The sequence below is a fragment of the Dolichospermum sp. UHCC 0260 genome, assembly GCF_009711985.1.
Taxonomy (GTDB): Bacteria; Cyanobacteriota; Cyanobacteriia; order Cyanobacteriales; family Nostocaceae; genus Dolichospermum; species Dolichospermum lemmermannii.
Window position 1 is genome coordinate 21,669 of sequence record NZ_VIKZ01000016.1, and the last position, 16,416, is coordinate 38,084.

13 protein-coding genes and 2 pseudogenes are annotated in these 16,416 nt (G+C 37.5%); 7 read left to right on the forward strand and 8 right to left on the reverse strand.

All coding sequences use genetic code 11. The features are described 5' to 3' along the window. A complete protein-coding gene (locus tag FJR08_RS08330) occupies nt 1–3,135 on the reverse strand; it encodes an ABC transporter substrate-binding protein (RefSeq protein ID WP_168632840.1) in 3,135 nt (1,044 codons plus the stop codon). Nucleotides 3,136–3,221: 86 nt separating this feature from the next. Further along, nucleotides 3,222–4,484: an ATP-binding protein gene (locus FJR08_RS08335; RefSeq protein ID WP_168632841.1), complete on the reverse strand. Its 1,263-nt coding sequence runs from the start codon at nt 4,482–4,484 to the stop codon at nt 3,222–3,224. 84 nt (nt 4,485–4,568) lie between these two features. Here FJR08_RS08335 and FJR08_RS08340 point away from each other — a divergent pair, with 84 nt between their 5' ends. Continuing rightward, nucleotides 4,569–5,900, forward strand: coding sequence for a Rieske 2Fe-2S domain-containing protein (locus tag FJR08_RS08340; protein ID WP_168632842.1), 1,332 nt, complete (start codon nt 4,569–4,571; stop codon nt 5,898–5,900). A 76-nt stretch (nt 5,901–5,976) separates the two neighbouring features. Here FJR08_RS08340 and FJR08_RS08345 read toward each other — a convergent pair whose 3' ends face one another. The 6 genes and pseudogenes from FJR08_RS08345 to FJR08_RS24225 form a co-directional block, all read right to left on the reverse strand. Further along, the gene (locus FJR08_RS08345; protein WP_168632843.1) at nt 5,977–6,582 is read right to left on the reverse strand and encodes a J domain-containing protein; all 606 of its coding nucleotides are present in this window, start codon (nt 6,580–6,582) and stop codon (nt 5,977–5,979) included. Nucleotides 6,583–6,686: 104 nt separating this feature from the next. Further along, on the reverse strand, nt 6,687–7,280 hold the full coding sequence (locus FJR08_RS08350) for an ATP-dependent Clp protease proteolytic subunit (RefSeq protein WP_015083128.1): 594 nt from the start codon (nt 7,278–7,280) through the stop codon (nt 6,687–6,689). Nucleotides 7,281–7,416: 136 nt separating this feature from the next. Then, nucleotides 7,417–8,079 (reverse strand): ATP-dependent Clp protease proteolytic subunit, encoded by a 663-nt coding sequence (locus FJR08_RS08355; protein ID WP_168632844.1) that lies wholly within the window; start codon nt 8,077–8,079, stop codon nt 7,417–7,419. Between the two features lie 214 nt (nt 8,080–8,293). Beyond that, nucleotides 8,294–8,872, reverse strand: a complete 579-nt coding sequence (locus FJR08_RS08360; protein ID WP_168632845.1) for a Uma2 family endonuclease — start codon at nt 8,870–8,872, stop codon at nt 8,294–8,296. Nucleotides 8,873–8,998: 126 nt separating this feature from the next. Further along, nucleotides 8,999–9,640, reverse strand: a pseudogene (locus FJR08_RS23545) (hypothetical protein); the annotation flags it as partial. Nucleotides 9,641–9,806: 166 nt separating this feature from the next. Next, nucleotides 9,807–10,105 (reverse strand): annotated as a pseudogene (locus FJR08_RS24225) (pentapeptide repeat-containing protein); the annotation flags it as partial. Nucleotides 10,106–10,367: 262 nt separating this feature from the next. Between FJR08_RS24225 and FJR08_RS08375 the strand changes: the two are divergent. The 6 genes from FJR08_RS08375 (at nt 10,368) to FJR08_RS08400 (ending at nt 16,398) form a co-directional block, all read left to right on the forward strand. Beyond that, nucleotides 10,368–10,844, forward strand: a complete 477-nt coding sequence (locus tag FJR08_RS08375) for a DUF29 domain-containing protein (protein ID WP_168632846.1) — start codon at nt 10,368–10,370, stop codon at nt 10,842–10,844. 93 nt (nt 10,845–10,937) lie between these two features. Beyond that, on the forward strand, nt 10,938–11,768 hold the full coding sequence (locus FJR08_RS08380) for a DUF4351 domain-containing protein (RefSeq protein WP_168632847.1): 831 nt from the start codon (nt 10,938–10,940) through the stop codon (nt 11,766–11,768). Nucleotides 11,769–11,903: 135 nt separating this feature from the next. Then, complete coding sequence (locus FJR08_RS08385; protein WP_168632848.1) at nt 11,904–12,365, forward strand: DUF29 domain-containing protein; 462 nt, start codon at nt 11,904–11,906, stop codon at nt 12,363–12,365. Between the two features lie 351 nt (nt 12,366–12,716). Further along, nucleotides 12,717–13,973 (forward strand): VWA domain-containing protein, encoded by a 1,257-nt coding sequence (locus FJR08_RS08390; RefSeq protein ID WP_168632849.1) that lies wholly within the window; start codon nt 12,717–12,719, stop codon nt 13,971–13,973. Next, entirely contained in the window at nt 13,970–15,250 is a 1,281-nt protein-coding gene (locus FJR08_RS08395; protein ID WP_168632850.1) for a VWA domain-containing protein, read from the forward strand. Before FJR08_RS08390 ends, FJR08_RS08395 begins: the two co-directional genes overlap by 4 nt. A 680-nt stretch (nt 15,251–15,930) precedes the next feature. Beyond that, nucleotides 15,931–16,398, forward strand: a complete 468-nt coding sequence (locus FJR08_RS08400) for a helix-turn-helix domain-containing protein (RefSeq protein ID WP_015083120.1) — start codon at nt 15,931–15,933, stop codon at nt 16,396–16,398. Nucleotides 16,399–16,416: the final 18 nt, after the last annotated feature.

Below are 16,416 nucleotides of genomic sequence, written 5' to 3' on the forward strand. Positions count from 1 at the left end.
TCACGGTTTTGCTGGATCAATTTGTTCAAATTTACCTCCTTTAATCTCGACAAGAATAGACTCACCTTGACGCTCCCTTTGTGAAGTAAACTCGAGAGGATAGCCTGATGTTTCATTGGCAGAAAGACTGACATTTTCTAGTCCTCCTAATACTGTACTACGAAATGGATTATTAGATAAAGCCTTAATCAACATCCAAGTTGCATCAAAGCTAGTTGCAGTTCGCCAACTAATACCTCCTCCCCATTGCTTATCTGCTTTTTTGGCAAAAAGTTGAGCTTGTGGTGTTTCTCTAAACCAGGGTACTGCAATGATTAAACCCTCTACATTTTTCCTGTCGCTGATTAAAGTTGCACCCTGATAAAGAGTATCTCCACCTAACATTTTTAATTCTGGTCTTGGTGGATTTTGAGTTTTGAGTGTTTCGTTTCTTTTGGTAATTTCCTTAGCAATCTTGAAAGCAATCTCAACACTTTGTGTGTCTGGCAACAACAATGCTGCTTCCGCCTTGTCACCGTAGACGCTTTTAGCAACTTCTTTCTCTGGATCAAATGTAGCAGCAGTTAAATCAATTAGGGGTTTATGAACCACCTCACCTCCTAATTTTTCAAACTGATTTGTAAATATCTCTCTGAGGCTGTTACTATATGTATTAGTTGGGTTGGCAAAGATTACTGCTTTTTTTAATTTGAGACCTTTATAAGTATATTCAGCAAGTTTTTTACCCGCACTTTCATCAGAATAAACTGCTCTGAAGAAAACTGGATTATTTAGGAAAATACTGGTGCTAGTGGGGGAAATAACCGCTAATTTGGCTTTTGCATATTCTGGTAATGCTGCCTGGGTAGCATCACTAGATTTATGTCCAACTACTCCCAGTATTGAAGAATCTTTGATGAGTTCTTGTGCTACTTCTTTAGCTTTTTCTTTATTGCTATCATTAGCAATCACAATTTCTACTAATCTGCCATTTAACCCTTTATTTTGATTAAATTGATTTTGTGCTTGAGCTACTCCACGTAATATTTCTTTAGCAGTATCAGTAGTTGTGTTGTTGTCTAATGGTACAACTACTGCGAAGGTAAACGGAGAACCTTGTTTACGAGCTAGGGCATTATTATAATAAATTAGCACTTCTGGGTCATTTTGATTAGCTTTGACAGCTTGATTAAATAATACAGTTGCTTCTTGATAATTACCTTTTTTAAAGGCTTGAATACCTTTGTCACGCGGGATATTATTAATCTCAGGGAAGAAAGTGCTATTACCTCGACTAATTCTACTATTATCTACCACACAAGAAACACCTAATTCCTTTCTTTCACCTGGTGGACAAGTTTTCAAACCTTGGGAAATACCTACACCAATAACTACAATTCCAGCTAATCCTAAAGATGCTATTAGTCTTGAACTACGGTTGAGCCATTTGAGCATGATTGTAGAAGGTTTTTTATTTAAAGGTTTAGCTGCAACGTTAAGATTAGTGTTAGACTCACGGGCTTCAATTTCTTTTAATCTTTGTTTAAATAATATTCTGTTTGGATCAATTTCTAATCCTGATTGACATTGTTCTGTTGCTTTAATCCATTCTCTTGCAAGTATCAATTTATGGACATAATTTTCTATTGTCTGTAAAAAACCATCTTTGCTACTTTCTCTATCAATTTTGTCAGCTAGTCTGTAAATTTCCAAGGCTTGCTCAAAATTTTCGGACTTTGAGTATTTTTCAGCTACAGTTAATAAAGGCTGTAAAACAGACTCTTGTTTATTTATATTTCCGATAAAAGAATAGAATTGATAGGCTCGTTTGTAAAGTTCACAGGCTTTATTAAGTTCTTCAATCTTTAAATATTCGTCAGCCAAAGATGTTACAGTTTTAAAGTTATTAGGATTAAGCTTTAAAGCCAGTTCATAAGTTTGCACTGCCCGTGTATCATCATGTTCTCGCAAATCATCTGCTACTGACAAGAGCTTATTAATATTTTCTTGTTTAACTGTCTCTAAATTGCTAATTTCCTCTTTTAGCTGATGCCTTTTCACCAACCAACGACGGACAAATTCTACCTTAACCCTGTTATTATCTAAAAAACCATATTCATGTAATTGTTCGTCTGCTTTTTTCAAATATTCTGTTGCTATTCCATGGCTTCTTAATAGCATTAGCTGGGGAGGTTCATTTTCTTGAATAGCTATATTTCGAGCCTCTGCTGCTGCTGCAAAAATAACTTGCTGCTCAGGGGTTAATCCCCCCCAGAACCAATCTAAACCACCTTCAGCTAATTCAATTGCTTTATCTACGATACTTTCAACATGATGACCATTTATACTCTGGGGAAGCACATTTGTTTGATTATAGCGATCGCGTGCTAGATTATAAATGGCAGAACATATACACTGGGTAACATAAGGATGTCCTGCGGATAATTGGAAAATTGCTTCTATTGCTTCTTCTTCATAGTTTAAAACATTCTTATCAGGTTGAATAATTAACTTTTGAGTATCCTCTTTCTTTAACAAACCAATTTCTATATTTAGTGCTTCTCGTAATGAAGAAACTAATTTTGGTAACTTTGATATATGTCTTCCTACTACTGGGATAATAAATAATTTCTGATCTCTTTTCTGTAGCTGTAGAATATAATCACAAAAATTATTACTATCTGTATCTGATTCAGTATCTCTTTCAGTCAAAACATCAAATTCATCCCATAGTAAAACCAATTTCTTATTACCTAATTGTTGATAAACTGTCGGTAGAAATTCACGAGAAAAAATCTCAATATTGGTAAGAATATTCTCTGCTAAATGGGTTAAAATTTCCTCGTTTGTTTCTAATGTTTCTAGTTTCTCTATAATTCCAATTGCAATTGAATGTATAATTTCTTGATGAGACGAGTTTACTGTACCTTGAAAATCGAAACTGATAAAAACAAATTCATCTGTACCTAATTTTCCAGGAATTTGTGCAATTACAGATGATTTGCCAATCCGTCTTTGACCATGTAATAAAATTAGTTTTACATTGTCGGTTTTAAGATAATAATTAATGTCATTAAAAAAATTTTCGCGTCCAAAAAATCTATTTGTATCTGTAATTCGACCACCTATTATGTAAGGGTTTGGAGGGAAAGGCATATTTTATCTGCTCCTTGTTAATTTCAGATCAATCATGGTCTATAAACTTAGTAGAGAAGTCCAAAAGAACTTCTCTATTCAAATATCTATGCAGGAAATACTGGTACTACCTTTGTAATCCAATCTAGGAAAGATTTTACTTTATTTGGATTGTTACCTAACCAAGTAACTACTTCTTTAACTTGGTTTACTTGTCCATGACTAATCAGATTCATAAATTCTTTTTCTCTATCTCTGATTGATTGTTCTGGAGTCTGCAAAATCTCCTGAATTACCCATTTTTTCATAAGTGATGAAGTGAAAGAGTAAAACTTTTCTGGTTCTAGAGAATTGGAAGTAATTACACCCTGTTCTTCCAACTTTCTTAAAGATCGTTCATGTTGTGTAAAAATGCGGCCAATGCCTTTTAATTTAAAGTTTAGCTCCCCTATATGACCTTCCATATCTAACAAGGCTATCAGCATTAACAACACCTGTTCTTTAGGATTGCATCTATGCCAAATTGTTTTGAAAATCTGTTGAGTATCTCTTTCAAAATTTTCAGCAAATGATGTAATATCGGGATTAATCCCAGGCTGTAGCTCTCGATACAAGAAAAACCCAGCAGTTTGGACTAACATTGGATGTCCACCAGTAATATTCATGATTTCACCCCGCAATGTGGGTGGTCTAATAATATTTAATAGTTGAACTAAATCCTTGGTAGGAAACAATTTCAGCGATTGAAACAGATAGTGATTGTACCAAGGAGAAGCATTGGGGTTAAGCTTGGGACCTAATTCACTGAGGCGTTGGAGTGAAGCAACAATCATTGAGAGGTATTGACCTTCTTCCGCATGAACCGCCAAATTACGACACTGAGCTAAAAATGTTTCCATTTCAGCTTCTTGATATTGATCATTGCTCACTAAAGCTGCATCAAAATCATCTACCAACAATACTAAAAACTTATCTTTTTTACCCAATCTCCGTAATGCTTGGCGCAGACTATCATTTGTCGCCGGTTTTTCAAGTAATGGCTTGATTTCAGCTTGTAGTGTTGGTTCACTGTCTAATTTATCATGCAGCAAACTTAAAGCTTCCCGCCAAAAACCAGCAGGAGTAAAGGGAATGATATTTTGACAATTGACTATGACAGCGATACCTTGAGATGGATCTAATCCATATTCTCGCCATGTTTGCTCAGAAGCTAATTTCTGCAAGAATGAAGACTTACCCATTCCCGGCCCACCCCAAATGGCGAAATGGCTGCGGTTATGGATTTGGTCAAAAGCATAGTTAATTTCTGATGTCCGGCCCACAAAACTTTCTGGGAGAACTGGTTTACCTGGAAAAAAGGGATTGGCCATGGTGAATTTGAATAGTTCGAGAAATTAAAATTATTGTCACAGTATACTATCAGTAGTGTACTTGTTTTATCTCTTAGAAGCAATATGCAATCTGAATTTAATTTCTTTCAACAGTGGTATCCTCTCATCCCTATAGAAGATTTAGAACCACACAAACCCAAACCGATGACATTATTAGGAAAAAGATTAGTAATTTGGAAACCTACAAAATCAGAAACATATCGGGTATTTTTAGATCAATGTCCCCACCGTCTCGCACCATTAAGCGAAGGTAGAATCGAAGATAAAACAGGTAACTTAATGTGTAGTTATCACGGTTGGGAATTTAATGAAAATGGCATTTGTCAGCGCGTTCCCCAAGCAGAAAACCCAGAAATTGTCACCAAAAATCAAGATAATTTTTGTGTTATTTCCTTTCCAGTGCGTCAACAACAGGAACTACTTTGGGTGTGGCCAGATGAAAAAACAGCCGCAATAGCTGAAAATACACCTTTACCATTATCACCCCAAATAGACGCAGAAAAAGGATTTGTGTGGTCGAATTATATTCGAGATTTGGAATACGATTGGCAAACATTAGTAGAAAATGTAGCAGATCCTAGTCATGTCCCTTTTGCTCATCATGGAGTCCAAGGTAATAGAGAAAAAGCTCAACCTATACCTATTAACATAGTTAAATCAACCATGGATTTAATTGAAGTAGATATTGCGAGAGGTTTACCCACAACAATTACATTTGAACCACCTTGTAGATTAGAATATGCAATTAGTCTTGGTAATACAGGAAAGAAACTAGGTTTAGTTGTTTATTGTATTCCCGTATCTCCTGGTAAATCGAGAATTGTTGCTCAATTTCCCCGCAACTTTGCTAAAACCCTACATCGGATTATCCCCCGTTGGTGGAATCATATTAATGAGAGACATCTAGTATTAGATGGAGATATGATTTTTCTGCAACAACAAGAATACTATTTACAACAAAAACAATTAACCCAAAGTTGGAAAACAGCTTATAAATTACCCACAAATGCTGATAGATTAGTAATTGAATTTCGCAATTGGTTTGATAAATATTGTCAAAGTAAATTACCTTGGCAAGAAATAGGAATTAATGGTAGTGAACCTACAACTATTAATGAAAATCGGGCTGAAGTTCTCGATAGATATAAACAACATACCCAGCATTGTAGTAGTTGTCGAACCGCAGTTAAAAATCTAGAAAGGTTGCAAATAGGACTTTTAGCATATTTTGTAATTGTTATATCTGGAGTGGCTGTATTACCTGATGATTTGCGGTTACAGCTAGGTTTACCATTAATAATTACCGCACTTTTAGGAGTAGGAATTTCTGCGTGGTTGAAATTTTTATTCATTCCTAAATTCTACTTTGTAGATTACATCCACGCAGAGAAATAAACAATTCAAAAATAAAGTATGAATCAATAATAAACTCTTACCAATTATCAATTACCCATTACCCATTACCAATTAACTAAAGTTTCAATCCCAAACGTTGAAAATCCTGCTGAACTTCATTCCATAAAGCTTTATTGTATGGGTCAGTTTTTAAGGCTTTTTTCAGATAAATTCTGGCTTTTGGGAGTTGTTTTTCCGTAATTAACACTCGTCCCCAGATTTGATAAGCGATCGCTAACCATTGACGCACCTCCGCATCCCCTGGTAAACGCGCCATTAAAGCCTCTGCTAAAGCGATCGCCTGGGGAAAACGTCTTTCCTGTAAAAATCGCTGTAACTGCTCATAAGTCTTCCACTTTAACCGTTGTTCTATATCCTCTAAATTGGGTGGATGAGATATAACCGTTGTTTTTGATGCTGCTGGTTGAGTTTGCACTTCTCTAGCACTAGAAACATCAGTTTTCACCTCATTAGTCCGAGGCTTAATTTCCTCCGGTGGTAAAACAGTTTGCAGAAACTTATAAGCCTCAGTCACCGCAATAAATTTGTCTTTCGCTTTGAGATCATTTGGGTTGATATCAGGATGATATTGCTGAACCAATCGGCGATAGGACGCTTTCACATCAGCAAAAGAAACTCCCGACCTTAAACCCAATATCCGATAATAATCTTCAAGATCCATGTTGCTTCATTTGACTTAAATTCAAAATTCAAAACTAAAAATTCAAAATGAGTAATTCATACTTTTGAATTTTACATCTTGAATTTTGAATTATTTTCCCCTATTTAAATACGTTCTTCAATCACACGATCAATTAAACCGTATTCCTTAGCTTCCTGAGCAGACATAAAAAAGTCACGATCCATGTCTTTTTCAATCTTGCTTAAAGGTTGAGTAGTATTATCAGCATAAATTTGATTTAACTGACTCCGAATTCGCAGAATTTCTCTAGCTTCGATTTCGATATCAGAAGCTTGTCCGCGAGTTCCCCCAGAAGGTTGGTGAATCATAATCCGGGAGTGAGGTAAGGCCATGCGTTTACCCTTTGTCCCCGCAGCCAACAGGAAAGATCCCATAGAAGCAGCCAAACCGACACAGATTGTCACCACATCAGACTTAATGTGTTGCATGGTGTCATAAATTGCCAAACCAGATGTCACCATCCCACCGGGGGAATTGATATATAAATAAATATCCTTCCCAGGATCATCGGAATCCAGATACAGCATGACAGCAATAATTTGGTTAGCAATTTCGTCATCCACATCTCTTCCCAAGAAAATAATTCTCTCCCGATAAAGACGGTCATAAATGCTAATCCAATCTGTATATTGTCCACCGGGCATCCGGTAAGGAACTTTAGGCACGCCTATAGGCATTTGCGGTACTCCGTTTGTAATTAGTCAGTTGTTAGTTGTCAGTGGTCAGTGGTTAGTGGTCAGTGGTCAGTGGTTAGTGGTCAGATGAAGCTATATCTTCTTACCAATTACCAATCACCAATCACCAATTACCTATTTAAAGCACACTTACAGGGAGTGGGAGATTAGCGAGTTCTTCCTTCCTAAAAACCCTGTCAATCAAACCATACTCCTTAGCTTGGTCGGGAGTCATGTAGAAAAGACGATCCATGTCCTTGCTAATTTTCGCCATGTCTTGTTCAGTCGTCCGGGCTAGAATTTCCAGCATTGAAGCTTTATTTGCCAAAACTTCCTTAGCACGAATTTGAATATCCGTCGCCTGTCCTTGGGCGTAGCTTTTCGGCTGATGCAGGATAATGGAAGAATTGGGCAAACTAGCACGACAGCCTTTTGTCCCAGCACTAAGAATCATCGCAGCCATACCCATAGCCGAACCAATACAAATGGTGTGGATAGGAGGCTTGATATATTTCATAGTGTCATAGATAGCGAAGGCTTCGGTTTCAAAACCGATAGGTTCGCCACTGTAACCAGAAGTACCTGTAGAGTTGATGTAGATTTTAATTGGTTTTTCGGGATCATCGGACTGCAAATACAGCAATTGAGCGACGATTAATTCCGTAACAGACGGAACAAGTGGCATACCCAGATACACAATCCGCTCCTTCAATAGTAGGGACGGTAAATCTGGCGGCGGTGTCCGGTAGGAGCTATCGCCGGAATAGGGGGCTTGCACAGCCTTGAGGTGAGAAATATCCATAGCAACTAATCGCCTGAAACTATGCCGTTAATGTATTACATCCTAACGCGATGCTCACCCAATTTAGGGTGTGGATTTCTCCCTGATAGTGAAAAAAGCTAAATTTTAAAATATTTGGGTCTTGAGTCCCAATTATGCCAAGTACAGCAGGGCGTAGGGGCGTAGGGTCTGCGCCCTCAATTGTATGGCATCTAACCAATAACCGCTATATGTTTCATGAAAAAATCGGTTGCAAATCTAAAATAAATCCTGGTAATACATTTTCTCCAGATAAATTTGCAGGAGATTGTAAAACTTCTATTTCTTGATTTGGGCGATAAATTTCTACTTGTTTATTTTTAGGATTAATTAACCAACCTAACCGCAAACCATTGGCGATATATTCTCGCATTTTGGCTTGAGTATCTGCTAAATCATCGCTTTCAGAAACTAATTCAATCACAAAATCAGGACATAAAGGCAGAAACTTTTTCCTTTGTTCTGGTGTGAGTGCATTCCATCTTGCTATCTTTATCCAAGACACATCAGGGGAACGGGTAGCGCCATTAGGTAATTTAAAACCTGTAGAAGAATCAAAAGCCTTTCCTAACCCATTTTGGCGATTCCAAAACCAAACTTGTCCACCTAATTCTAGGTTTCTATCTCCCGTTTCTCCTCCTGTTGGTGACATAATACTTAATTCTCCTTGAGCCGATAATTCTAAACGTAAATCTTTATTAGCAGCGACCATTTCCACAAATTTATCATCTGTGAATTTTAGTGATTGTGGTATTTGTAAAATTACAGCAGTCATGATTCATACCTCTTAATTAATCTCCATTTATTCCTCGTTCCCAGTCTCCGACTGGGAATGCTTTCCGGGAGGTTCTACCTCCCATTTTAACGATATTTTCAGAACAGGGCGGTTAGAAAATACATTTTAACCTAAACCTAGAAAACCAGAAATTATCGGCAACAATTTACCGCATTCTTCAACCAATTTTGCCGCAGTTGGTAAATGAGCAATTGTTCCTTTTAACATTGTAATTGCTGTATCTGCTAAATCCTGTTTTTCTTGAGGATTTTGAGCCGCTTCTGCTAAAGATTTAACTTGTTTTAAAGCCTTTTCTTTTTCTTTTGCTGTTAAATTACTATCAGTTTCAATTGCTGTTTTTAATTGTGTTAATAATTCTTTAATTCCTGGTTCTTCTGGTTCGGGTGCAGTTGCTAATTCATTAATAGTATTTGTGACTGTACCACTAATTTCACCTAAATTCAAAGCTTGTCCACTGGCGTTAAAATCTCCGCCGATACTGCCAATTTCAACTTTACGGCTAGAATCGTTAGTCATGTTTTTATTCTCCACTTTGTTGTCAACTTGAACATTGATAGGTTTCTTAGCTAATAGTTTAACAATTTCTGTCATCTCTGCACTTTTTTGGCGATAAATAACTATTTCATTATCTTTAGCTTGTAAAACTGCTTTATATTTTTCTTCCACTGCTGCTAATGCTAATTGATAATTTTGAGTAAAATCGCTGTGAATCTTTTCTTTATCAGCATTATCAGGAACAGCAACTTTAGAGGTTGTTTGAAAAGTATTAGATGAAACCGATAATCTCCAGAAACCTAACCCCCCTTCCCCCCTTCCCTACAAGGGAATGGGGGTTTCAAAGCCTCTCCCCGCGTCGGGGAGAGGTTTGGAGAGGGGTTTATTTATACATTAAAAACTTTTCAAACATCCTCTTAACAACTACCACACTATCACCTTTATTTTCAATACTCTGAATAGCTAATTCTGTATCTCTATTTTGATTTTGAACTTGATCAAAAGCATTAACAAAAGCCTTCCAGTCAATACCATTTTGGAAAATTAGATCAACAGTATTTAAAACTTCTGTAGTCCAGCCTTAGCGCCACTAAAATCAGCATCTTTAAGGATAGCATTGGTAAAATTTGCCCCTCTAATATCAGCTTTACTAAAATTAGCACCTGTCAGGTTTTGACCTTTAAAAGAGCGTCCTCGGAGATTTTGACCGCCGTAGTTTGGTGACATAATCGCATCCGCAAGAGATTATCTATTAGATTTTACACTTATTTGTGGGTATTATTCCCAGTTTTGGTTAAATTTTATTAAATTTGGCTTTTTATAATCCGGGTAAATATTTTTAAACTAATAGGACTTACGCAAAAAACCTATCAAACTCTTATTTCTCTGTGTTCTCTGTGCCTCTGTGGTTCGTTTATTCCGTAACTTGTGCGTAAGTCCTAACTAAATTAAAATAAGAGTTAACTTTTGCAGGAGGATTATGAACAATCAACTCTATGAACGAGATTTTAATGTTTGGCGAGAAACTATCATTAAAAAAATCAAACAACAAGATTTTAATGATATTGATTGGGAACATTTGCTTTTAGAATTAGAAGATATAGGAAAATCAGAAAAACGCTCATTTTTGAGTAATTTAACCATCTTAATTGCTCACTTACTCAAGTTAACCGTTCAAGCTGATGCTCCCGAAATGATGAAAGGAAGTTGGTACAGTTCTGTTACTGAACATCGTTTTCGAGTTAAAAAAGATTTGGAAGAAAATCCTTCTTTTAAAAATTATCTCCATGAGGTTATTTTTATTGCTTATGCTGATGCTCGAAAATTGGCAATTAAAGAAAGTAAAAATGCTAAATTGGGAATCAGAAAACCGGAGGAAACAGAATATCCTCTTGATTTTCCTTTTACTATCGAACAGTTATTAGATGAAGATTTTTATGGGGAGTTAGGGGGGTGATATCCAATTGTTTTCTAAATCATCAACCCAAGGATCAGTATATATGTAAGAATCTGGTAAATAACAATTACCAGATTCAAGGAAAAAAATAACTTGTCCTACGATAACACTTGTAAGTACCTAGCGGAAACCTATCCTCAAGATTTTGCCAGATGGTTACTAGCTGGTGAAGTATCAGAGGTGGAAATCTTGAAAACCGAACTTCATCTTGAACCCATACGCGCTGACGCGGTGATTTTCCTCAAAGTCGGTAATAAAATCTTACATTTAGAGTTCCAAACCACACCGAAATCGAAAACACCCCTTGATTTTCGGATGCTTGACTACTACACTCGCTTAAAACGTCAATATTGCTGTGAAATTGAGCAAGTCGTGATTTTTCTGCAAGCCACAACTTCCGAAATGGTGTTTAATAGTCAATATGTAGACACCAACACTATTCACAAATATAGAGTTATACGGATGTGGGAAGAGGAAGCAGCGTTACTACTTGCTAACCCCGCACTATTACCATTAGCAACTTTAGCAAAAAGCGACTCACCCGAAAATCTTTTAACCCAAGTTGCTGCTGCTGTAAATACAATTGAATCCAAGAAAGCACGGGATAATATTTCCGTTTGTACACAGCTTTTAGCCGGGTTAAGATTTAATAGAAATCTACTTAAACAACTGTTTCAGGAGGATATTATGGAAGAATCTTGGGTTTATCAGGATATTCTGCAAAAAGGTGAGCAAAAAGGCAAAAGAAGAGAAGCACTAGAATTGATTCTCCGTATGTTAAAACGCCGCTTTGGGAATATTCCAGCCAAAATAGAACAGCAACTTCCTAATTTGGGACTAACTCAACTGGAAGATTTAGCCGAAGAATTATTAGATTTTTCGCAAATAGATGATTTAGTTAAATATATGGCGAATATTTCCTAACAACAAAAACCATTATTATCCTCGTTCCCTGGTTCTGCCGGGGAATGATATTTTTAGCATCAAGGTGAATTATGAAGAAAGAGAAACAATAGAATGATTTACTGATAAGATTATTGCAGGAGGTTAGAAATCATTATGACAACACATCAACCAACAGTCATTACCAATGATAATCTTTACGACCAAGATTTTTATCTGTGGATAGAAACAATATCTAAACAATTAAAAGCAGGGAAATTTGCAGAAATTGATTTAGCAAATCTGATAGAAGAAATTGAAAGCATGGGAAAAAGTGAAAAACGGGAGTTAAAGAGCCGTTTAATTGTGCTATTAATGCACTTACTAAAATGGCAATATCAACCTGAAAAACTTAGTGAAAGCTGGCGCAGTACGATTACAGAGCAACGTATTTGTATTGAATTATTATTAGAAGATAGTCCTAGTTTGCAACCTCTACTTATAGAAATATTTGCAGATTGTTATGAAAAAGCTCGTTTAAAAGCATCTGAAGAAACAGGAATTAAATTAAACTTCTTTCCTAAAGAATCTCCTTTTACTTTAGCAGAAACCCTGAAAAATTACTTTTTGAATAATTAAATTATATCAATTTTCATGTTTATTTGTTCATATTTCAGTCTCTGTTTTAGGGAAAGTTAAGGCTTTTATTCCAGTGATTCTCAGCCTGTGACTCCTAAGAGGTTGTTTGAAAAGTATTATATCAAACCCGTAATCTCCAAAAACCTAACCCCCCTACCCCCCTTCCCTGCAAGGGAATGGGGGTTTTAAAGCCTCTCCCCTTGCAGGGGAGAGGTTTGGAGAGGGGTCAGTCTATACATTCAAAACTTTTCAAACATCCTCTAAATTAACTTATTTTCCGTAGTATAGAGGATGCGGTTTGAAGTTATCTGTAAAATTGTATCTGTCTAAACTAGATAGGAAATTGAAATTATGAAAGTTAATTTACAACTAGCGCTCAATGATGCTGGTATAGATGCAAATCAAACTAGCACTCAACGTCAATTAGTAGTTTCCGTTTCTGCTGGTGGTGAAACAATAGATCGGACTGTACCCTTGAACTTATGCTTAATTCTCGATCATAGCGGTTCAATGCAAGGGAAATCCCTGGAAACCGTGAAAAATGCCGCTTGTTTGTTAGTAGATCGTTTGACTCCTGAAGATCGTCTCAGTGTAGTTGTTTTTGATCACCGTGCCAAGGTTTTAGTCCCCAATCAGTTAATTACAGATCGTCAACAGATTAAAAAGCAAATTAAACAACTCACCGCTGATGGGGGAACTGCCATTGATGAGGGTTTACGGTTGGGAATTGAGGAATTAGCCAAGGGTAAACATGATACCGTTTCCCAAGCATTTTTACTGACTGATGGGGAAAATGAACATGGTGATAACGATCGCTGTTTGAAATTTGCCCAATTAGCCGCCAACTATAATTTGACTCTAAATACATTGGGATTTGGTGACAATTGGAATGATAAGGTTTTAGAAAAAATCGCTGATGCTGGTATGGGTACATTGTCTTATATTCAACACCCAGATCAGGCTGTATCGGAATTTGGTCGCTTATTTAGTCGAATGCAAACAGTGGGGTTGACTAACGCTCAACTATTATTATCTTTAATGCCTAATGTCCGACTGGCAGAACTCAAACCCATTGCCCAAGTTTCCCCAGATACCATTGAATTACCAGTACAACCCGAAAGCGATGGGCGCTTGGTGGTGAGATTGGGCGATTTAATGAAAGACGGAGAACGGGTAGTTTTAGTTAATATTTATGTAGGACAGTTGCCAGAAGGTAAACAGGCGATCGCTAATGTTCAAGTCCGCTACGATGACCCCGCCCATAACCAAATCGGGCTACACTCCCCCAATCTACCAATTTATGCTCATGTCACCAGGGAATACCAACCAACACCAAATCCCCAGGTACAACAGTCGGTTTTAGCTTTAGCCAAATATCGCCAAACCCAGTTAGCCGAAACGAAATTACAGCAGGGTGATCGGGCTGGGGCAGCAACGATGTTACAAACGGCGGCGAAAACTGCTTTGCAAATGGGTGATACTAGTGCTGCAACGGTATTGCAAGTTTCCGCCACCCGCTTACAAGCTGGGGAAGAGTTATCAGAAAGCGATCGCAAAAAAACCAGAATTGTCTCAAAAACTGTTTTGCAAGATGCTTCCCCCCAATGAAAGTTCAACTAACATCGGCTCTAAATGATACTAACGTTGATGCTGCCCAACAAAGCAATCAACGACAACTCTCAATTTCCATTTCCGCTATGCCTTCTGAACTTGAACAAAGTTTACCCTTGAATCTCTGCTTGATTCTCGATCAAAGTGGTTCTATGTCCGGTGAACCCATGAATATCGTCATTCAAGCAGTTGAGCAATTATTGGATCAATTAAAAGTTGGTGACAGGATTTCCATTATCGGTTTTGCTGGCACGTCTGGAGTCATTATCCCCAACCAAATCGTTCAAGATATTGAAAGCATCAAAACCCAGTTAAGAGCCAAGCTAAAGGCTGCTGGCGGGACTGTCATCGCCGAAGGTTTATCCTTGGGGATTACAGAACTACTCAAAGGCACAAAAGGCGCAGTTTCCCAAGCCTTCTTACTGACAGATGGTCATGGGGATAACGGGTTACAGATTTGGAAATGGCAAATTGGACCAAATGACAATAAACGTTGTTTGCAACTTGCTAAAAAAGCCGCCAAACTCAACCTGACAATTAACACCCTGGGTTTTGGTGATGACTGGAATCCAGATTTATTGGAAAAGATTGCTGATGCTGGGGGTGGGACTCTGGCTTATATCGAGAACCCAGAACAAGCTGTAACTCAATTTGCGCGCCTATTTCGGCGGGTACAGTCGGTGGGATTAACAAATGCCCATTTACTTCTATCTTTAGTCCCTGCTGTGCGTCTGGCGGAACTCAAACCCGTTGCCCAAGTTGCGCCAGATACCATTGAATTACCAGTAGAAACCGATGCTAATGGGACTTTAATGGCGCGGTTAGGGGACTTGATGAAAGATACCGAACGAGTAGTTTTAGCGAATATTTATCTGGGACAATTACCAGAAGGGAAACAAGTCATTGGCCATATCCAAATTCGCTATGATGACCCATCGTTGAATAAGGAGGGTTTACTTTCTCCTTTAGTGCCAATATATGCTAATTTCACCAAGACTTATGAACCTGCTCTCAATTCCCAGGTGCTAAACTCGATTCTGCTTTTGGCTAAATATCGGCAAACTCAATTGGCTGAGGCAAAATTAGAATTAGGCGATCGCCTTGGTGCTGCTACAATGTTACAAACTGCTGCTAATACCGCCTTACAAATCGGTGATACCTGTGCAGCCACCGTGTTACAAGTTTCAGCAACTCGCTTACAAGCAGGTGAAGAACTATCGGAAGCTGACCGCAAAAAGACAAGAATGGCATCCAAGACAGTTTTGAAAGAATAGCTGTAGGGTAGGTCTTTCGGCCTACCCTCTTAAATTTTTAGTAATTCTTGCAATAAAAAGCAAGGTAAAAAACCAAGATAGACATCGGCAATATCACATTTAGAGAAATTTGTACACACCTTATAGGAAGATGAATAGGAATAATATAAGGTTTAAAGTAGCTATATATGGTAAACACCTGGTATATATAAAGGCTTGGCTAACCCCCAGGTCTTTTTCGTATTTAAAGTAGTTGGTAAAATTTTATGAATTCCTATTTATGATGTCAATATGTGTTATTGCCATGATATATCACATTTAGAGGAATTTGTATACATTCTATAGGAAGATGCTATGTGGCTAGATTAGCACTAAATTAATTATGTACGTTGTTAAGCACAGCAATTATGGAGGTTTGGTAATATGACCAAACCTTTTTTTTCGCTTCAACCAAAAATTAACATCAATCCAACCTACGAATTAAGGATTTTTTCAATGTGGTAAAGGTATTGTTGTATAGCGTCACAATACTTAGTCATGAAATTATTTTTGACTATTAAAGTAACTGTTATAGGGCTACACTGAAGCCAATAGATTTTTGATAATACATACAAATCATTTGTTACTATGTACTGTAATTAAAAATATCCATCTGGAAACCCACGTCAGATACCAAATACATTAATCAAAATAACAGTCCTATGGGATGCCGACTGAGAGTTGTTTTAACTGATCAAGAAAAGTTAACGCTAGAAGAGTTAAGAAGGTCTAAAGACGCTCCTCAACGAACAAAAGATCGCGCTCAAGTTCTACTGTTGAACGCTAGGGGATTAAAAAACGAGGAAATTGCTCAAGGTTTAAACTGGGCAGTTTCTACAGTCCGTCAAACCTTACACCGTTGGGAAAAGATGAGTTTAGCAGGATTATGGGATGCTCCAGGTCGAGGAGGAAAACCCCGTTATTCAGAACATGATTTAGAGTATCTAGAAAACTGCCTAATTGAAGAACCCCAAACTTACAACTCTAAACAACTAGCCAAAAAACTAGCATCTGAGCGACAAGTTTACTTGAGTGCTGACCGACTTCGCAGAGTCCTTAAAGCCAGAGGCAAAGTCATCAAGTCATCAATACACGCAGAGAGCAGGGGGCAGGGAGCAGGGGAAAATTGACAACTGACCACTGACCAC

Coding starts and splice junctions, on each gene's coding strand:
- FJR08_RS08330 (WP_168632840.1), bottom strand. CDS start 3,135: ATGCCTTTCCCTCCAAACCCTTACATAATAGGTGGTCGAATTACAGAT.
- FJR08_RS08335 (WP_168632841.1), bottom strand. CDS start 4,484: ATGGCCAATCCCTTTTTTCCAGGTAAACCAGTTCTCCCAGAAAGTTTT.
- FJR08_RS08340 (WP_168632842.1), top strand. CDS start 4,569: ATGCAATCTGAATTTAATTTCTTTCAACAGTGGTATCCTCTCATCCCT.
- FJR08_RS08345 (WP_168632843.1), bottom strand. CDS start 6,582: ATGGATCTTGAAGATTATTATCGGATATTGGGTTTAAGGTCGGGAGTT.
- FJR08_RS08350 (WP_015083128.1), bottom strand. CDS start 7,280: ATGCCTATAGGCGTGCCTAAAGTTCCTTACCGGATGCCCGGTGGACAA.
- FJR08_RS08355 (WP_168632844.1), bottom strand. CDS start 8,079: ATGGATATTTCTCACCTCAAGGCTGTGCAAGCCCCCTATTCCGGCGAT.
- FJR08_RS08360 (WP_168632845.1), bottom strand. CDS start 8,872: ATGACTGCTGTAATTTTACAAATACCACAATCACTAAAATTCACAGAT.
- FJR08_RS08375 (WP_168632846.1), top strand. CDS start 10,368: ATGAACAATCAACTCTATGAACGAGATTTTAATGTTTGGCGAGAAACT.
- FJR08_RS08385 (WP_168632848.1), top strand. CDS start 11,904: ATGACAACACATCAACCAACAGTCATTACCAATGATAATCTTTACGAC.
- FJR08_RS08390 (WP_168632849.1), top strand. CDS start 12,717: ATGAAAGTTAATTTACAACTAGCGCTCAATGATGCTGGTATAGATGCA.
- FJR08_RS08395 (WP_168632850.1), top strand. CDS start 13,970: ATGAAAGTTCAACTAACATCGGCTCTAAATGATACTAACGTTGATGCT.
- FJR08_RS08400 (WP_015083120.1), top strand. CDS start 15,931: ATGGGATGCCGACTGAGAGTTGTTTTAACTGATCAAGAAAAGTTAACG.